The 17,478-nt window shown below is 40.9% G+C and carries 11 protein-coding genes; 10 read left to right on the forward strand and 1 reads right to left on the reverse strand.

Going from position 1 to position 17,478, the window contains the following annotated elements; genetic code table 11:
• Positions 1–25: 25 nt before the first annotated feature.
• From ACW6QF_RS16935 to ACW6QF_RS16960, 6 genes are all read left to right on the forward strand, one after another.
• The gene (locus tag ACW6QF_RS16935) at positions 26–1,090 is read left to right on the forward strand and encodes a family 43 glycosylhydrolase (RefSeq protein WP_456088670.1); all 1,065 of its coding nucleotides are present in this window, start codon (positions 26–28) and stop codon (positions 1,088–1,090) included.
• 16 nt (positions 1,091–1,106) lie between these two features.
• Positions 1,107–2,105, forward strand: a complete 999-nt coding sequence (locus ACW6QF_RS16940; protein ID WP_456088671.1) for a glycoside hydrolase family 43 protein — start codon at positions 1,107–1,109, stop codon at positions 2,103–2,105.
• Between the two features lie 175 nt (positions 2,106–2,280).
• Complete coding sequence (locus ACW6QF_RS16945; protein WP_298551616.1) at positions 2,281–2,850, forward strand: RNA polymerase sigma-70 factor; 570 nt, start codon at positions 2,281–2,283, stop codon at positions 2,848–2,850.
• A gap of 76 nt (positions 2,851–2,926) precedes the next feature.
• Complete coding sequence (locus ACW6QF_RS16950) at positions 2,927–3,904, forward strand: FecR family protein (RefSeq protein WP_456088672.1); 978 nt, start codon at positions 2,927–2,929, stop codon at positions 3,902–3,904.
• Between the two features lie 205 nt (positions 3,905–4,109).
• Positions 4,110–7,388 (forward strand): SusC/RagA family TonB-linked outer membrane protein, encoded by a 3,279-nt coding sequence (locus ACW6QF_RS16955; RefSeq protein WP_456088673.1) that lies wholly within the window; start codon positions 4,110–4,112, stop codon positions 7,386–7,388.
• Positions 7,389–7,400: 12 nt separating this feature from the next.
• The gene (locus tag ACW6QF_RS16960) at positions 7,401–9,107 is read left to right on the forward strand and encodes a RagB/SusD family nutrient uptake outer membrane protein (protein WP_456088674.1); all 1,707 of its coding nucleotides are present in this window, start codon (positions 7,401–7,403) and stop codon (positions 9,105–9,107) included.
• Positions 9,108–9,300: 193 nt separating this feature from the next.
• Here the strand turns inward: ACW6QF_RS16960 and ACW6QF_RS16965 are convergent, their stop codons facing one another.
• Positions 9,301–10,794 carry an IMP dehydrogenase gene (locus tag ACW6QF_RS16965; protein WP_298551612.1) on the reverse strand — a complete coding sequence of 498 codons (1,494 nt, stop codon included), beginning with the start codon at positions 10,792–10,794 and terminating at the stop codon, positions 9,301–9,303.
• Positions 10,795–10,898: 104 nt separating this feature from the next.
• On the opposite strand from ACW6QF_RS16965, the gene ACW6QF_RS16970 reads away from it, so the two are divergent.
• From ACW6QF_RS16970 to ACW6QF_RS16985, 4 genes are all read left to right on the forward strand, one after another.
• Complete coding sequence (locus ACW6QF_RS16970; RefSeq protein WP_298551611.1) at positions 10,899–11,606, forward strand: pirin family protein; 708 nt, start codon at positions 10,899–10,901, stop codon at positions 11,604–11,606.
• Positions 11,607–12,367: 761 nt separating this feature from the next.
• Positions 12,368–13,105 (forward strand): glycosyltransferase family 32 protein, encoded by a 738-nt coding sequence (locus ACW6QF_RS16975; protein ID WP_456088675.1) that lies wholly within the window; start codon positions 12,368–12,370, stop codon positions 13,103–13,105.
• Positions 13,086–15,035 (forward strand): glycosyltransferase, encoded by a 1,950-nt coding sequence (locus tag ACW6QF_RS16980; RefSeq protein ID WP_456088676.1) that lies wholly within the window; start codon positions 13,086–13,088, stop codon positions 15,033–15,035. Before ACW6QF_RS16975 ends, ACW6QF_RS16980 begins: the two co-directional genes overlap by 20 nt.
• A 480-nt stretch (positions 15,036–15,515) precedes the next feature.
• Positions 15,516–17,057, forward strand: a complete 1,542-nt coding sequence (locus ACW6QF_RS16985) for a vitamin K epoxide reductase family protein (protein ID WP_456088677.1) — start codon at positions 15,516–15,518, stop codon at positions 17,055–17,057.
• Positions 17,058–17,478 lie beyond the last annotated feature (421 nt).

A 17,478-nucleotide genomic window follows, 5' to 3' on the forward strand; every position in this document is an offset into this window, starting at 1 on the left:
TTTTTTGTAAATAAAACAGATAGGAATGATGAATGTAAAAAAATTTTTCTTGTTGTCGTGTGCTCTCTGCTGCACGGCTTGCGGCGGAAACAACAATTCCGGAGATTCGGGTAAACAGGAGATCCCGGAAGTCAATGATTCGCAACTTGCCTATCACAATCCTGTGATACGGGTGGCCGCACCGGACCCGACCGCTATGCGTGCCAATGACGGGTATTATTATTTGTATGCGACCGAAGATATCCGCAACCTGCCGATCTTCCGGTCGAAAGACATGGTGGAATGGGAGGAGATCGGGACTGCCTTCACCGATGAGACTCGTCCGGACTTCTTGCCCGGTAACAAGGATGTCAAGGAACATGCCCATCTTTGGGCACCGGAGATCCGTTATGTGAAAGGCAAATACGTGCTCTTTTATTCCTTGGCGCAATGGGGCAACCATTGGGTCAGCACCATCGGGTATGCCGTATCCGATTCTCCCGAAGGACCGTTCACGCCGAAAGGTAAAGTGTTCGATAGCCGTGAAGTGAACGTGGAGAACTCCATCGACCAGTATTTCTACGAGGAAGGCGGCAAGTATTATATGCTTTGGGGCAGCTTTTTCGGAATTTACATCATGGAATTGGACGTGACGGATGATGTGACGATCACGCCGAAACTCGACACCAAGCGCCAGATCGCCGGCAACGCTTACGAAGGGATCAACCTGTGGAAACGCGACGGGTACTACTACCTTATCGGCTCCATCGGCTCTTGTTGCGAAGGGCAGAAAAGTACCTACACCACAGTAGTGGCGCGTTCGAAAGACCTTTTCGGCCCGTATGTAGATAAACAGGGAGGACAAATGTTGGATAACAAGCATGAAGTAATCCTGCATAAGAATGACCGTTTTGTCGGGACCGGCCACAATTCCACCCTTCTCGAAGATGACGAAAAGAACACGTGGATGCTTTACCATGCTTTTGAACTGGAACGTTTGGACGCGCAACGGCAAGTCTTGTTGGACCGCATTTTGTGGGATGAAGAAGGCTGGCCCTACGTGGATAAGCTGGAGCCTTCTTACGGTGCGTTTCGTCCTGTCATTAAATAATTAAACTGATGATTTTATGAATAAGAAATGGATTGCTTTATTGTTCTCGTTCTCCCTTTGTTTTTGCATGAGTTGTTCGGATTCCGAATCCGGTAAAAAGGAAGAAGGGAAAGTAGAAGAAGAAAAACCGGTAACCGTCTTGTCCAAGACGGTCCCTCTGGCTGATCCTTATATCTTGGTACATGACAGCCTGTACTATATCTACGGGACGAATGTCGGAACCGGTTTTGACGTCTATTACTCCAAGGACCTCGAATACTGGGAACGTGCCTCGGCTTTGTCGCTTAGCCACACGAACTCCTACGGTGAATCGATGTTCTGGGCGCCGGAAGTCTATTATGTTGAAAAAGATAAGAAGTTCTACATGTTCTATTCGACAGAAGAGCATATTTGTGTCGCTACGGCAGATTCTCCTTTGGGTCCGTTCAAGCAGGACGAGCATAAGCCGATCCGCGAAGAGAAGAGTATCGATACTTCCGTCTTTTTTGACGAAGACGGGAAAGCCTATCTCTATTTCGTCCGTTTCAACGACGGCAATGTCATCTGGTGCGCGGAGCTGAAAGAGAACCTGAAAGAGATCAAGGAAGAAACGTTGACGCAATGTTTCAAGGCTGAGGAACCGTGGGAACTGGTTCTTCCCAAAGTCGTGGAAGGCCCTTCCGTCTTTAAACAGGATGGCGTCTATTATCTGGTTTATTCGGCAAACGGCTATACGAGCCAGGACTACGCGGTAGGTTTTGCCACATCGGATTCTCCTTTCGGCCCGTGGAAAAAATACGAAGACAATCCGGTGTTGCATAAGTGCGACGGGCTGGTCGGTGTCGGCCACGGTGCTCCTTTTGTTGATATGGAAGGTAAGATGCGTTATGTTTTCCATGCGCACAAGAGCGAGACGGAGATACATCCCCGTAATTCGTTTGTCGTTGATATGTCTGTCAAGGATGGCGTTGTTTCGTTAGGAGGAAACATTGTCCGTCCGATGGTTGTGGACAGGCTGCCGGCAAATAAGAAGTAGAAAAAAGGTATCGCTTTACAAGTGCTAACCCTATGGGTTACGATGGCTATAGCATAGGGTTAGTCATCGTAAAGCATAGGGTTACGTATTTTGAGATGAGACGCTGTATTCGATTTTGGTCGTTTTTGATGAAAATAAATTATATTTGCAGAAAATAGAATATTAACCATGATAGGTGATTTTGGATGATTCAAGTATAAATAGTAAATTCGAAGAGGTTTATCTTGCCTATTTCTCCAAGATGAAATATTTTGCCAAGGAGTATGTGGTCTCGGAAGCGGACGCTGAAAACATTGTGCAGGATGTTTTTACCGAATTATGGGAAAAGAAGGAGCTACTGACGATGCCTGTCAATCTGGTTGCCTATCTGTTTACTACCGCTAAGAACAAGTGTTTGAATCACCTTCGTCATAAAATCGTTGTCCAGGAAACAGTTAGCCTTATACAAGAAGAGTATGCCCTTACACTCCAAATGAATTTGAATTCTTTGGAAGTATTCGATGAAGATCTTTTCTCGGAAGAAGATGTAGAGAAGATAATCTCCCGTGCCCTTGATTCTCTTTCTGATAAATGTCGTGAGATTTTTATTATGAGTAAATTAGAGGGGAAAAAACAAAAGCAGATCGCCGAAGAATTGAATATCTCTATTAATACGATTGAGACACAGATGGGAATTGCCTATAAAAAACTGCGTGTGGAACTGAAAGATTATATGACTTTGTTTCTGTTTCTATTTTCTCTTTGAAAAAGGTAGAGAAAAATATTTTTTTTCTTTGGCGGATTTTTTGGACTGAAGTGTTTACTCTATACAAACGGATAATATGGACGAACGAATACAAAAATATTTCCAGACAGAACTGAGCGTGGGTGAAAGGCTTGAACTGTTACGGCAGATTGAAGCAGATGGAGAGTTGATGAGGCAATTCATTGAATATAAAAATATGAATGCCTTGTTAGCCTTGTCCGATCAGACGGATCGTATGGAGGCAAACCGACAAGGGCTACAGCGATTTAATCAAATGATTAAAAGTAATAAGATCCGAAGGTTCTTATTACATATGTCGAGGTATGCGGCAATTGCCTTATTGTTTGTAATCGCGACCTATTGGATAACAGCCAATCACTACGGGGCAGATAATGTTTTGACCGAAGTTAACAATACTTTATATGTACCGGCCGGACAACGAATCAAAATAACCTTGTCTGACAGCACTGATGTTTGGCTGAATGCCAGGACGACTTTTACTTATCCTGCGGCTTTTTCAGGGAAAGAGAGACGGGTGTCGATTGAAGGAGAAGCCTTTTTTAATGTGAAAAAGGATCAGGGAAAACCGTTTATCGTTTGTTCCGGAGGAGTGGCAATGAGAGTGTTGGGTACGAAGTTTAACGTGCATGGATATGCCGGAGAGGAATTGCAAACCAGTTTGCTGGAAGGCTCCTTGCAAGTTTATTTGCCGGATATTGATGAAAATGGAGTTGTTCTTAAACCGGACGAACAGGTAACAATCAATGGAAACACCATGAAAGTCGATAAGATACCCTATAACGATTATTTTTTATGGACGGATGGAATTTATAGTTTTGATAACGAACCATTGGGTAATATCTTGAAAAGAATGGAACTTTATTACGATGTTAGGATAGTGGTAAAGGATCCGTCTATTTCCAACTGGAAATATCGGGGAAAGTTCCGTCAGCGTGATGGCATCGATGAAATCCTACGGATGATCCAACGGATTCATAGATTCAAAATTGAGAAAGACGAAGAGAATAATACGATCATATTAAGTAAAATGTAAACCATTTAAATCATAATGCCTATGATATAGAAAAAACAATCCGACAAAATAACGGCAGATGATTCCAGCACCTGCCGTTAGACATCAAGAAAACACTAGTATCAATTTTAGTATTCACTTAATTTTAAGCAAAGGTATGAATTTAAAAACTTTGTTACGGCTCTTTATTGTACAAAATCAATGTATTAAAGATTTTTTTAGGATCATGAGAATCTCACTCTTTTTGCTTTTCGTTTGTCTGGCTCAAATGTTTGCTGTCAATACGGAGGCGCAGAATGTTGTTATTACTTTGGAAACGGATGTACTGTCTGTCGGCCAGTTGATCAATCAAATTGAAAAGCAGACAGACTATCTGGTTGTTTTTCGTAATCAGGAAGTAAACACTGACCGAATGGTCGCTTTGCATAAAAAATCTGGTAAAATAGGTTCTTATTTGAATGAAGCTTTTGAAAACACCGATATTGTGTATGAGATAGACAATAAGTATATATTGCTTTATCGGAAAAATAACGAAACAGGCTCTGAAGAGGTGGTTCAGCAGGGAAAACAGGTCACAGGTGTTGTGATGGATACGTTCGGACCGGTGATAGGTGCCAATATTGTGGAAAAAGGAACCATGAACGGCGTTATTTCCGATTCGGAAGGACGCTTCGTCCTTAACGTTGCACCAGGTGCAACGTTAATAGTTTCTTATATCGGATATATTTCTCAAGAAATAAAAATTACGGATCAAACCTCCTATACGGTTACTCTTCATGAAGATACGGAAACATTGGAAGAGGTAGTGGTTGTCGGTTATGGAACTATGAAAAAGAAGGATTTGACAGGGGCGGTGAAAAGGGTTAACTTGGAAAATTCGCCGGCTGTCGCTAATACCAATTTATCTCAAGCTCTTGTCGGATCTACCGCCGGTGTCAATACTGCTCAGAGCGGATATGCCGGAGAGGATGTAAGTTTGAGTATTCGCGGGACAAATTCGTTTTCTGCCTCTCAAAATCCTCTGATCGTTCTGGACGGTATTATTTATAATGGATCAATGTCTGATATCAATGTAAACGACATCAGCAGCATCGATATCTTGAAAGACGCAAGTGCGGCGGCTGTCTATGGCGCTCGTTCGGCCAATGGTGTCATTCTGGTAACGACCAAAAAGGGAAAAACAGAGAAACCGACTGTTTCGTTCAATATGTCGATAGGGACACAATCCGCTTCTAACCACAAAGCAAAGTATATGAATGCGGAAGAATACACCATGCGTTTGGCCGACTATGCTTATCAGCAGGATCTGCACAAATGGTATCAAACGAAGCCGACGAGCGAAGCAGGCCGTCCGGTCTATCCGGATGTTTCGACAAGAGAGGCGAGAGCTTATTACCTGAGATCGCAAGAAGAAAAAGATAACTACATGTTAGGTACGGATATAGATTGGGTTGATAAAGTGATGCAGACCGGTTTGACACAGGATTATAATTTGGGTGTCGGAGGAAGTTCCGATTATGTCAATTATTATTTGTCGGGTGCTTACCATGATGAAGAAGGTTTGTTGCTGAACGATCAATTCAAGCGTTATACATTCAATGCGAAAGTGGATACGAAAGTGACGGATTGGTTGAAAATCGGTGCAAATGTCAATTTTTCGCACCGTGATTATTCGGGCATTCCGGCAAACTTTGATTATGCGACAAAAGCGACTCCTATGGCTACCTATGATTTCGATACGCCGGGATATTATCGGATGGAGTTTGCCAATGAATCGGCCATGAAAGACCCGTTGCAATATCTGGCAATCGACAATTCGGATTTACGGAATACGCTTTTCCTAACGTTGACCGGGCGTGTGGATGTTCCTTTTATCAAAGGTTTGTCTTATGATTTCAACTATTCTACGACTCGCTATCATCGGGATAATAATACGTTCTATCCGGCAGATGTGGATGGTGGTTTTGTCAATAACGGAAAGGCGGTAAAAGCTCCGGAAAACGAAAATGCCTATTTGTTCAACCATATTTTCGCTTACCAAAGAGAGTTCGGTGATCATTCGTTGAATGCTACATTTGTTTATACGACGGAAAAAAGATGGGGAGATAAGACTACTGCCACTGCCGAATCGTTTGATACAGACAATTTGGGATATAACAATTTGGGTATAGGAACCTTGTTTACCGAAGCAAGCACGGCCTGGCAGGAATCTAATGTCGGTCTGATGGGACGTATCAATTACAGTTACAAGAATCGTTATTTATTGACGGGTACGGTTCGTCGGGATGGTTACTCCGGTTTCGGAAGTAATAATAAATATGTGACACTTCCTTCCGCATCTATCGGTTGGGTGATTTCGGAAGAAGATTTTAATCCGTTTGAAGATACTTATTTGAAGTTGCGTCTTTCTTATGGACAGAACGGAAACCAGGGAATCGGCCGTTATGCTTCACTTGCCAAGTTAGGATTAGGCGCCTATAACTATAATGACGACAAAGTGATCTCTTTATATCCTTCTGCGATGGCAAATAAGGACTTGAAATGGGAACGTACCTCTTCTTGGAACTTCGGTATCGATTTCGGTCTTTTTAACCAGCGTCTGAACGGTTCGTTTGAAGTGTATAAATCAAAGACGTCGGATGTGTTGGTTAAGCGTACGTTGCCGAATGTCACCGGATACAGTTGGGTTTGGGCCAACTTAGGCGGTGTGGAGAATAAAGGTTTGGAAGTCGAACTTAATTCCGTAAACATCCAGAATAGCCATTTCTCCTGGACATCGGGCTTTACTTTCTCGTTGAACCGGGATAAGATTACTGAACTTTATGGGGATGGGGCTACACAGGATTTGACGAATGGTTGGTTTGTCGGCGAATCGATCAGCGCTATCTATTCGTATGAGATGACCGGTGTTTGGCAAGAGGAGGATTTGTATTCCGGTGAAATTTATGACGGTTGGTATCCGGGGCAACAGAAGTTTGCCGATCTGAATGGAGATGGAAAGATCGATGCGGAAAATGACCGTAAGATTATCGGTAACAAGAATCCGAGTTGCCGCTTCAGCTTTAACAATACGTTGACATGGAAAAACTGGTCTTTGTATTTCATGTTGAACTCGATGTTGGGCGGAGGTGGCTATTACCTTGCAGGCAATGGGCTTTTGTCTCCTGACAATAGTTCCGATTATGTCATTCGCTTGAACCAGCCTTCTACGAGAGAGTATTGGACTCCGGAAAACCGTTCGAACGAAAGTGTGGCTTTGTTTAGAAACCAGCAGATCGCTACCAACATCAATCAAAGCCGGAGTTTTGTTCGCCTTCAGGATGTATCCTTGATGTACACGTTTGATAAGAAGTTATTGCAAAAGACCGGGGTTATCGGCCAGTTGCAACTGTTCCTGACAGGAAAAAATCTCTATACATTTACCGGTTGGGAAGGATGGGACCCTGAATATACGACATTCCCGTTGACCCGTAGTTTGCAATTTGGAATCAAGTTATCACTTTAATTATATAGAATCATGAAATACAATTTTATATCAAATACGATCTTTTCTAAATTGGTGGCCGTGACACTCCTTTTGGGTGGACTGTTTGGATGTAATGACGATTTCTTGGAAGAGAAACCGTTGGATTTTCTGTCACCGGAGAATACATATACCGAGGCATCGGGTATTAAATTAGGAATAAACGGACTTCACAACTATCTGCGTGATGCGTTATACTATGGGGGGGATGCCATTGTCTATTTTTACAGTTCGATGGCTGATGTCAGCTATAACGGGGAGAATCCGGGAGGTGTGACATACGAAGTGCTGACCCCGACTAATAGCTTGTTCTATAAATTGTGGAACAATATGTATATGCTGATCAGCCGTTCCAATGAATTGTTGCTTTATATCGATGATGAAGCTACGACTGGCTGGGAAAGTGCTGGACAGCAGGCAATGTACAAAGGAGAAGTGCTTTTCTTCCGTGCATACGCTTATCGTTTGCTCGCTTCATTTTATGGAGATATTCCTTTGGTGACAGAGGCGGTGAGTACGCCTAAGACTGATTTTGTCCGTACCCCTTTGAAAGAGGTGTATGCCCAGGTGGAAAACGATTTGCTTTTTGCGACCCAGCATCTTCCTGATCCCGGTAAAGAAGATGAAAAGGGGCGTATCACGAAAGGAGCTGCTTTTCAGTTATTGTCTGAGGTCTATTTGCAAGCAGGTGAGTATCAGAAAGCGGTCGATGCTTCTACGCATGTGATTGAGGATTTTGGTTATCGGTTGATGACCGAACGTTTCGGTTCGACAAACGATGTGTTTGGTACGGGAGATGTCTTCTTGGATCTGTTTGCTTATGGGAATCAGAATTTGAATGAAAACAAAGAGGCTATCTGGGTCGCTCAGTTTGCTGCCAACCTGTCGGATGGAGGGGGCAAAAATAACGGTCCTCGCCGTCATGGTCCCCGTTATTATTCTTTGGGAAATGATCCTGCCGGATATACTTGCATCTTGGGGGAATTGATCGATGGCAAATATACGGGATATACAGATACGTTGAGCCGTCCGGTTTCCTGGTCGCGTCCGACTTACTATGTAACACATAAAGTTTGGGAATCGGATTGGGATAATGATATGCGGAATGCTCCTCATAATATCAAACGAACTTTCTATTTCCAAAATCCGGAATCCCCTTATAACGGACAAGCGATTGATTTCAGTTTGTGGGGCAGTTATGAAACGAATGGCCGTAACCAGATGAAGGATACATGTAACTATATTTATCCTTATTGGATCGGAAAGGTCGGTGATCCTTGTCATGTTCAGGCCGAACCTCTTCGCAGTGGTGCCGGATATACATGGAAAGATTGTTATTTTATGCGATTGGCGGAAACTTATTTGAACCGTGCTGAAGCATATATCCAGTTGGGTGAAATGCAAAAAGCGGCGGATGACATCAATGTGGTCCGTTCACGTGCGAACGCTAAGCCGATCACTGCAAGTGATGTCTCGATCGATTATCTGTTGGACGAGCGGGTCCGTGAATTATATACGGAAGAAATCCGCGATGTGGTTTTGCGTCGTACAGGCAAGTTCCTTGAATATCTGCGGAAGTACAACGATAACCCACAGGCTCCGGCTATGAATGTAAGAGACTATAACATTTTGTGGCCGATCCCTCAGACGGAAATAGACGCTACCGGTGGTGCGTTGACACAAAATCCGGGTTATAATTGATGGGTAGGCATTTATAAAAAAAGAAGGTGTGTCAAAAGAAAATCTCGCTTACAATAGACATAATTTAGGCACGGATTTCACGGATTTACACGGATAAATTTATTATCTTTCCGTGTAATCCGCGTAATCCGTGCCTTAAAGATCGTGATAAAGGAGTTTTGACACACTTCCTTTTTTATGAATAGTCTGTCTCTTAGTTCTGCTCCTTCAAAATCACATCATGCGCCCCGCCTTCCACGATACTGGTTGAGGAAACCAGTGTGATTTTGGCGTTCTTCTGCAGATCGGGGATGGTGATGGCACCGCAACTGCACATCGTGGCGATTATTTTGCCCAGTGTGAGGTTGAGGTTGTCTTTCATTTTTCCTGCGTATGGCACATAGCTGTCGACGCCCTCTTCGAACTTAAGCGCTTCGCTGCCGCCCATGTCATAACGTTGCCAGTTCTTGGCACGGTTCGAACCTTCGCCCCAGTATTCCTTGACGAAATTGTTTCCGATCTTCATCTTCTTTGTGGGTGATTCGTCGAAACGGGCGAAATAACGTCCCATCATCAGGAAGTCCGCACCCATTGCCAAGGCAAGGACCATGTGGTAGTCATGCACCAGACCGCCGTCACTGCAAATAGGCACATAGATGCCCGTCTTTTTCATATATTCGTCGCGTGCCTGAGCCACGTCGATCAATGCGGTAGCCTGTCCGCGGCCGATACCTTTCTGTTCACGGGTGATACAGATGGAACCGCCACCGATACCCACCTTGATGAAATCGGCTCCGGCTTCGACCAGGTAGTCGAATCCTTCCTTGTCGACGACATTACCGGCGCCGACCAGCACCTTGTCGCCATAGTTCTGCTTGATCCATTGCAATGTCTGCTGTTGCCATTCGGAATAGCCGTCGGACGAGTCGATACACAAGACGTCGACACCCGCTTCAACCAGCGCAGGAACACGTTCCATATAGTCGCGCGTGTTGATCCCCGCACCGACGAGCAACTTCTTGTCGCTGCCGGACAGCTCTTTCGGATTGTCGCGGTGGCTGTCGTAGTCTTTGCGGAAGACGAAATATTGCAGGTTCTGTTCCTTGTCGATGATCGGCAACGTGTTCAGTTTGTGATCCCAGATGATCTGGTTGGCTTCACTCAGCGTCATGCCCAGTTCGCCGACGATCAGTTTGGAGAACGGTGTCATGAATTCTTTTACTTTCTTGTCGGGAGAATCCTTTTCTGCACGATAGTCGCGACTGGTCACCATTCCCAGCAATTTACCGTTAGGAGTACCGTCGTCCGTCACACCGATCGTAGAGTGTTCGGTGCGCTGAACCAGAGCGATTACATCTGCCAGCGTGTTATCGGGAGTCAGATTGGAGTCGCTGATTACAAAACCGGCTTTGAACTTCTTTACTCTCCGGACCATTTCAGCCTGGCTTTCGATAGGTTGCGAACCGAAGATGAAAGACAATCCTCCGTTGCGGGCCAGTTCGATGGCCAGCTTGGGACCGGACACGGATTGCATGATCGCTGAAACGAAAGGAATGTTTAGCTCGATCGCAGGCTTTTCACCTACTTTGTGTTTCACAAGCGGGGTTTTCAGCGAAACGTTGGTTGGCACACATTGTTTGGTGGTTAAACCGGGAATAAGCAAGTATTCACCGAATGTTCTTGATACATCGTTTAAGTAAACTGCCATAGTGTTTATATTTACTGGATGATTTTATTAGGGCACAAAAGTACTAAAAACTTTTCTTCCATCCATAATGTTCTATAGACGTAATTAACAATGGAGGTTTATTTATGAAAACAGTAGTGGATAAAGCCAATACTCGCGGGTATGCAAATCATGGATGGCTGAAGACCCATCATACTTTCAGTTTTGCCAATTACTACAATCCGAAGCGGGTTCATTTCGGTATGCTTCGCGTCTTGAACGACGACTCTGTCGCTCCGGGAGAAGGGTTTGATACACATCCGCACAAGAATATGGAGGTAATCTCTATCCCGTTGAAGGGATATCTGCGCCACGGCGACAGTATCCGGAACAGCGAAGTGATTACTCCGGGCGATATCCAGGTGATGAGTGCCGGTACGGGCATTTTCCATAGCGAGTTCAACGATAGCGGTGAAGAGCAGTTGGATTTCCTCCAGATCTGGGTGTTCCCGCGTGAGGAGAATACGGAACCTTATTATAAGAGCTATGATATCCGTCCCGTTCTGAAGAAGAATGAGTTGGGGCTGATGATTGCGCCGGACGGTTCCGCCCCGGCTTCCATCAACCAGGATGCCTGGTTCTCGATGGGTACGTTGGATGCGGGACTGGTGAAGGAATACAAATTGCATGGCAAGAAGAACGGCGTTTACCTGTTCGTGATCGAAGGTGAAGTGGAGGTGGCCAACACAGTCCTTTCCAAACGTGACGGAGCCGGCTTCTGGGACACCGACAGCATTGCCATCGAGGTTCTGAAGCATGCGACCGTGCTTTTGATGGAGGTTCCGATGGAGTGATAAACAATTGAGGTAAAAGATGACATAACGTTTGATTTGTCTCATGTGGTCATAAAGCCTAATGGAACGAGGTTGCTAAAAGTAGTATCTTATTAGGGATGACAAGATGGAATGCTATGCAACGGGCAGGATTTTTTTATAAAAGTGGAGCATTGTATATGGATGTGTGAAAAGCAATAAAAGTAACTTTACCGGGCAATAATGAAAAAAGAATAGGGAAACTGACTCTTGTTACAAAAAATGTAAGTTTGTTTTTTCTGCAGGATACTAAAAAAGTCAAGGTCTTTTCATAATATTACTGCACTTGTTTTTCAGCAATTTAATTCATTTTTTTTCGTTTCTTTTTTAGTTTTGGTTCCTCTGGCAAAATCTTCTGAATGATTTTTCGAATTCATTTGAAGGATTTGTCTAAAATATCCAAATATTTTTGTCAAAACATTCAGGTTATTTAAAAATCATTGAGATGATTTGAGGAAAATAGTCTAAAAGCATGTGATCTTTAGTCTAAAAATCGAAAAATAAGAATATATGTGTTAGTAAAACATTTAAAACAAATCAAATTGATGGTATATGGTAAGTGTTTATAATAAATAGGATATAGAGGCGATGGAATTCCTACATGGCCTTATTATGAAATATTAATTGAATGAGAGGGAAAGAAATATCTGAAATTGTTTGTTGCTGATTGACAAATTTATAACTTTGTAACTTTAGAAATATAGTGAATATGAGTCGTTTGAATATATTAAAATAGCATTACCTTGAAAATTCCGTATGTGATTCATCAAATTTGGTCATCCAGAGAGATGCCATTGTCTGATTGTTTTTTAGAATTGTCTGAAACTTGGAAAGAAAAGCATCCAGACTGGCAATATGTTTTTTGGGATGATGAAAAGATGGATCGTTTTATGAAAGAATATTTCCCCCAATATATAGAAGTATTTAATAAGTTCCCTTATGATATTCAACGTTGGGATTCTATTCGTTATTTGATATTGTATCAATTTGGTGGCCTATATGTTGATTTTGATGTGGAATGTTTAGAAAATATAGAGCCATTACTAAATGGTGATTGTTGCTTTGGAACGGATGTGAAAGAAAATATAGTTTACTCTTTTTTGATACAAGGGGATGATTACTTAAATAATACATTTATGGCGACGATACCAAAACATCCTTTTTTTTCAAAGATAATTAAACATGTGTTTGAAGAGGAGCAGATACCGTATTCTGACAGTATCTATAAACTGTTATACGTATTACAAACTACCGGTTCTATCATGTTGTCGAATTTAAAGTCCAAAGATGATACAGGGGTACATGTGATTCCGGCACGATATATTTCACCATTTTCAATTATCGAATCTCAATTGATTCGTAATGGAAAATTTGAACAAGAATGGGAAGAGCGTTTGCAACAGGCTTATGCTGTCCATTATTTTATGGGAACATGGGGATATCTTAATATAAAAAGAGAATATGGAAAACATGAAAAATGAGTTTGAACAGGCTTTGTATTATCTCATGCTGAATAGTAGCTTTTTGCCTGATTTGGGATTGTTTCAAGGAAAAATGGGCTGTGTGCTCTTTCTAATGCACTATGCACGTTTGTCTAAATCTGTCTGGTGTGAAGATTTTGCTGGTGAACTATTGAATGAAATTTACGAAGATATCCATGTGGATGTCCCTTTTAATTTGGAAAGTGGTTTATGTGGCATTGGCTGGGGCATTGAGTATTTGTTGCGAAATGGCTTTATGGAAGGCGACGCGGATGAGATATTAGAAGATATAGACCGGCTGGTAATGGAACATGATGTTGATTTTATGTCGGATTTAAGTTTTCGTCATGGTATTGGCGGAATCGTATTTTATGTAACGTCTCGTTTGGCATATAGGGAAAATCGTAAATCTATGCCGTTTAATAGAACTTATTTGGAACGCCTGAGAAATCGCGTGTTATCATCCGGATTTTTAGTGTCGGATGAAATTCCTCCCTTTTTGGTAAAAGATTTTATGGATAGTTTACAAGGTACGTTGAAAATAAAGATGGAGATACCGGATTTATTATTAGCATCTTTCCCATTAACGTATGATTATGAAGCGATGCCTATTGGTTTGGAAAAGGGGCTTGCCGGTTGTTTGTTAAATCAGATAATGAAAGTTACTTCTTTACAGGTTCAGATAAATGATTGTTTGCTTCAAAATGCTATTATCCTTTTTGATGAAGAAACGCGGGCTGCACAATATGGTATCGGTACTTATATACAATCGATTGTGGATGTTGTCAAGGGTACGGGACGGGAAATACAGGTGATTCATTTGAGATCGCATAAGACAAAATCTTTGTTAAAAGTAAAAGAAAATGGTGTTTGCAATTATTATATAGCAAATCCGATAGAAAAGGGCTATAGTTCTGACCAGCAAGAGTTCGATAAAAGATATTATCGCAATATTGTTTTTTTAATAGCTCCTTACCTTCAAGGGGTTAAATCTCCTGTCTTTCATTTGAATTATATGAAAATGACTGAGCTAGCCTTGAGTTTGAAGGGCTATTTTCCGAGTGCTAAGATAGTGGCTACGGTTCATTATACAAGTTGGAGTTTTGACTTGTTGGGCGATAAAAACAGGTTGCTTGCTTTGTTGAAAAACTGCAATCGTAAGGATCGGTACATTGTGAATAACTTTGAAAAAGAAAAGCTCTTTTTAAAAAACTGTGATCATATTATTGCGATTGCCAAGCACTCTTATGACGATATTTTGGAGCTTTACGGCATCTCTCCCGATAAAATATCTCTGATTTCTCATGGGGTTAAAGATTGTTATAAGCCTTGTTCGAGTTTTAAACGTAAGCAAATTAGGTTTAAATACGGATTTTCTGAAAGAGATAAGATTCTTGTCTTTGGTGGCAGATTAGATGAGGTAAAAGGAATTCAAATACTCATGGATGTATTTCACGAATTGGCAAGCCAAGATGAGCATTTGAAATTGTTGATTATTGGAGATGGTTTAATAGGGGAACTTTTACCCAAATGTAAACCTTATTGGAGCCGTTGTGTTTTTACAGGCTTTGTAAATAAAGAGACACTTTACGAACTTTTCTCAATGGGAGATTTAGGTGTGCTTCCTGCCCTGCATGAGGAATTTGGATATGTCGCTTTGGAAATGATCATGATGAATTTGCCATTAGTTATATCTGGTACGACAGGCCTTTTAGAGTTGGTGACTGCTGAAACGGGAACTATTGTGGAGTTAAACTTAGGGAAAGAAATACAGGAAAGCAAGAAAAATTTGCAGGATGTAATTGTCCGTTTATTGCAAAATCCGGATCAATGCAGGAGTATGGCGAGTGCAGGTCGAGAGCTTTACTTGAACCGGTTTAATTTTAATATTTTCCGCGATAAAATGATCGAAATGTATGCGGCATTATAGTTAGATGCATATTTTGTTTTGAAAATATGTAACAATTAAAAAAAATCACTACATTAGCAGTTGAATGGATATGAATCGAAAAAGACTCTGTTACGGATTATTTCTCCGCTGGTTAACTTTTTCAGGTTTTATTATGTGACATAAATTATATATAACTAATAAATATGTGGAAATTATGAAGTCGTTAAGTAAATTAAAGGTGGTCAAGAGACTATCAGTAGAAGAACAAAAAATGATTTGTGGAGGTTTTCCTACAGTGTGTTACAAATATGAATATTCATCGGGGCTTGTGCGTGAATCGAATTCTTTTGATAGCATGCAACAAGGATTGACTTGGTGTAATACTTTTTCAGATTACGCATGTTGTTGTAATGTGAATGGCCATAATTGTTATGATCGCTGGTAGTATAAGAACTTATTTCAAGAGAGTGTGTCAAGATTGTTATCAACATACTCTCTTCTTTATTTTTGTTAAGTATTATGAAAGACGGCTATTCTCTTTTTATATTCCTCTTAAAGTGCTTGAATATAAAGTTTACTCATAATTATGCGACATTGCTATATGAAAGTAATCCCTATAAAGACACGTTATATGGATTTTCACAAGTTTGTACTTTGTATGGAATTGAAAATGAACCGATAAAAATCGACCCAATAGATTCATTACAGGTTGAAACTCCATTTATAGCCCATTTATATGGCGATTTTGCTGTTATTAAGGCGATAAAGGAGAATGGTGTGTCTTATTATGCAAAAGGTCGCACTGGATATTTGACAAAGGATGAATATTTGAAGTCTTTTTCAGGTGTTTTACTCGCTGTTGAAAAAACAGACCAGTCTGTGGAACCCGATTTTAAGAAGCACCGAACAGAATCCTTATTAAAAAAGGCCAAGATCATATCCCTTATTTTCATTCTGATGGTTTTGATAGTTTGGAGAGAAATTTACATGCGAGCAGATTGGAATGTTTGGTTAATTCTTTCTTTTATCCTTAATATAGTGGGATTGGCATTTTCTTTTTCTCTTTTGCGCAAACAGTTGGATATGAACGATAATTTGTCTGATTTAATTTGTACTTCTTTTAAACAGGCGGATTGTTCGGCAGTTTTGCATTCGAAGGCATCTAAATTTTTTGGGGTGATTTCTTGGGGTGAAATCGGATTTGGGTATTTTGTATCCAATTTGATTGTTCTGTCTTTCCCGTCTTGGGTGCATTATTATGTATTGTTTAATCTGCTGGCTTTACCTTATACTTTGTGGAGTGTCTGGTATCAAAAAGTACGGCTTCGGCGATGGTGTGTACTTTGTTTAGGTGTACAAATAGTATTATGGGGTATCTCCATCGTAAACTGGTTCAGTATACAATTGATAATGGCTGAATTTGATTTTTGTTTATGGGTAGCTCTCTCCTTGATCTATGTGTTTTTTATTGTTTCGGTTTCTTTGTGTTGTGATGCATATCACTCTTTGCAGGTCTCAAAATTCAATCAAGCAAAAGCGAATCGGATTAAATATAATCAAACCGTATTTGAAGGGCTGTTGAAAAAATCAAATTATTATGAGATAGATGCTTCTGTTTCTAATATCTATTGGGGAAATCGAGAAGCTGTTCATACCATAACCATTATTTCCAATCCTTATTGTGGACCTTGTTCTGCCTTGCATACTCAAATTTTGCAAACGCCCTTGTTGTTGCAGCATTTTCGTTTTCAGTATGTTTTTACTTCGTTCGACAATACCGTGGTTCCTGTTTGCTATTTTTTGATAGCAGCTTATCAGTTGCTTACGATTTCTGATTTTTTACATATTTTGGGGCAGTGGTATACGCATGGAAAGTATGATGCAAATACATTTATGCAAACTTATGGTTTTGATTATATGGATACGAATGTTGAGATTCTGTATAATAGACAACTCCAATTTGTAAAGGATTACAAAATATCGAAAACTCCTACTGTTCTATTTGATGGATTTGAGTTAACCGAAGGTTATGAGATGAAAGATCTTGTATATATAATGTAATGATTATAGGTTGAACTTTAATTGAGAGTGTAGTTTTTGAGAGAATAGGGTCCGCTGGAAATTTGGTTTGTACTTTAATTAACGCTGAGTACTTGGAGAACTACGTCTATTCAAAGTTCCTTTCGATAAATTCGCAGAAAGATGTCAGCCTATGGACATTGATAAAAACGGATGGTTATATTATTTTTTTCAAATGCAGCAAGTGGTTGTTTATTAATGCCTTATTCGAATCTATTACTTTCAAGGATCTTATTGTTGTGATATTTTTTGTTTGATATTGATATTTTTTGTTTACTTTTACAACCGACATAAGGTATTCTTTAAGAAAGGTACATTTTATGTTAAGACATTTGGATGTGTTTTTAATAAATATTCATTTCTAATGCTTTACGCATTATATAAAAGGACGTAGTTCTCCAAG

The organism is Parabacteroides sp., assembly GCF_977054455.1.

What these genes read in the sequence shown, in the direction of transcription:
- ACW6QF_RS16935 (WP_456088670.1), top strand. Translation starts at nt 26, where the DNA reads ATGATGAATGTAAAAAAATTTTTCTTGTTGTCGTGTGCTCTCTGCTGC.
- ACW6QF_RS16940 (WP_456088671.1), top strand. Translation starts at nt 1,107, where the DNA reads ATGAATAAGAAATGGATTGCTTTATTGTTCTCGTTCTCCCTTTGTTTT.
- ACW6QF_RS16950 (WP_456088672.1), top strand. Translation starts at nt 2,927, where the DNA reads ATGGACGAACGAATACAAAAATATTTCCAGACAGAACTGAGCGTGGGT.
- ACW6QF_RS16955 (WP_456088673.1), top strand. Translation starts at nt 4,110, where the DNA reads ATGAGAATCTCACTCTTTTTGCTTTTCGTTTGTCTGGCTCAAATGTTT.
- ACW6QF_RS16960 (WP_456088674.1), top strand. Translation starts at nt 7,401, where the DNA reads ATGAAATACAATTTTATATCAAATACGATCTTTTCTAAATTGGTGGCC.
- ACW6QF_RS16965 (WP_298551612.1), bottom strand. Translation starts at nt 10,794, where the DNA reads ATGGCAGTTTACTTAAACGATGTATCAAGAACATTCGGTGAATACTTG.
- ACW6QF_RS16970 (WP_298551611.1), top strand. Translation starts at nt 10,899, where the DNA reads ATGAAAACAGTAGTGGATAAAGCCAATACTCGCGGGTATGCAAATCAT.
- ACW6QF_RS16980 (WP_456088676.1), top strand. Translation starts at nt 13,086, where the DNA reads ATGGAAAACATGAAAAATGAGTTTGAACAGGCTTTGTATTATCTCATG.
- ACW6QF_RS16985 (WP_456088677.1), top strand. Translation starts at nt 15,516, where the DNA reads ATGAAAGACGGCTATTCTCTTTTTATATTCCTCTTAAAGTGCTTGAAT.